The sequence below is a fragment of the Mesorhizobium sp. M7A.F.Ca.MR.148.00.0.0 genome (genome assembly GCF_003997735.1).
Lineage (GTDB): Bacteria > Pseudomonadota > Alphaproteobacteria > Rhizobiales > Rhizobiaceae > Mesorhizobium.
The window spans coordinates 1-943 of sequence record NZ_RZTB01000308.1 but is presented as its reverse complement, the minus strand read 5'-3'; the positions used below and the strand labels follow the sequence as shown (position 1 = coordinate 943).

At 63.0% G+C, this 943-nt stretch carries 2 protein-coding genes; one reads left to right on the top strand and one right to left on the bottom strand.

Annotated features, from left to right (window positions below):
• Positions 1-139: 139 nt before the first annotated feature.
• A complete protein-coding gene (locus EOB49_RS34165; protein WP_127383523.1) occupies positions 140-532 on the bottom strand; it encodes a helix-turn-helix domain-containing protein in 393 nt (130 codons plus the stop codon).
• A gap of 97 nt (positions 533-629) precedes the next feature.
• Here EOB49_RS34165 and EOB49_RS34160 point away from each other — a divergent pair.
• Positions 630-943, top strand: a 314-nt coding sequence (locus EOB49_RS34160) for an alcohol dehydrogenase catalytic domain-containing protein (protein WP_164781942.1), incomplete at its 3' end; no start/stop codon positions are given.

Below are 943 nucleotides of genomic sequence, written 5' to 3'. Positions count from 1 at the left end.
GCAAGGAGGTGATGCGCAAGTCACCAAGATCGTAGGTCTGATAAAGGTCGCCTGAGGCTATGCGGCGCATTTTTTGGATCCGTTCTGTGGACAATCGACAACCCTGCGACGGCAGCCCGCGTCGCCCCGTCGATTCGATTTATGCCATTTGTGCGTGCGTCGCCTGCCTCGGCCGTATGATGCAGTCTGCGAGGCGGTTCGTCTCGTTCAACTCGTCGGCGTGGTGCTGGCCCCATTGGCAGAGCGCCAGCAGGATCGGCTCGAGGCTGAGGCCGAGGCGCGTCGCCGAATATTCGACGCGCGATGGCACTTCGGCGAAGATTTCGCGGCTGACCAGGCCGTGCTCTTCCATTTCGCGAAGCTGCTGGATCAGCACTTTCTGGGTGATGCCCGGCATCAGCGTCTTGAGCGCCGACAGGCGCCGGGGACCATCGAAGAGATGGTAGAGGATAACCGCCTTCCAGCGACCCGCGATCACTTTCAGCGCCCGTTCCGCCGGCAGCATCGGCAGTCTTTTGATCAGTGCAGCCATGGTCACCTCCTGGTCAGCAGGGGACAAATGAGTGTGTAGTCGAGGCTCCGCAGATAGTGGCAAACCGCTGCCGATGCCAGTGCGATCGGAGTTTGCCATGAAAGCCATTCAACTCAGCCGCTTCGGCGGTCCCGAGATGCTGGAGGTAGTCGATCTGCCGGCGCCGGTGCCGCAGGCCGGCGAGGTGCTGATCCGTGTCCATGCCGCCGGGATCAACTTCTTCGAAGCGCTGATGCGCGCGGACCGCTACGCGGTAACGCCGCAACTGCCGATGATCCCGGGCGTCGAGGCGGCGGGCGTCGTCGAGGCCGTCGGGCAAGGCGTGGATGTTGGCTTGCTGGGACGTCGCGTGGCGGCGCCTTTGTTCATGTCGCAGCGTCCCCACAGCGTCTATGCGGTGCAGGTGACGAT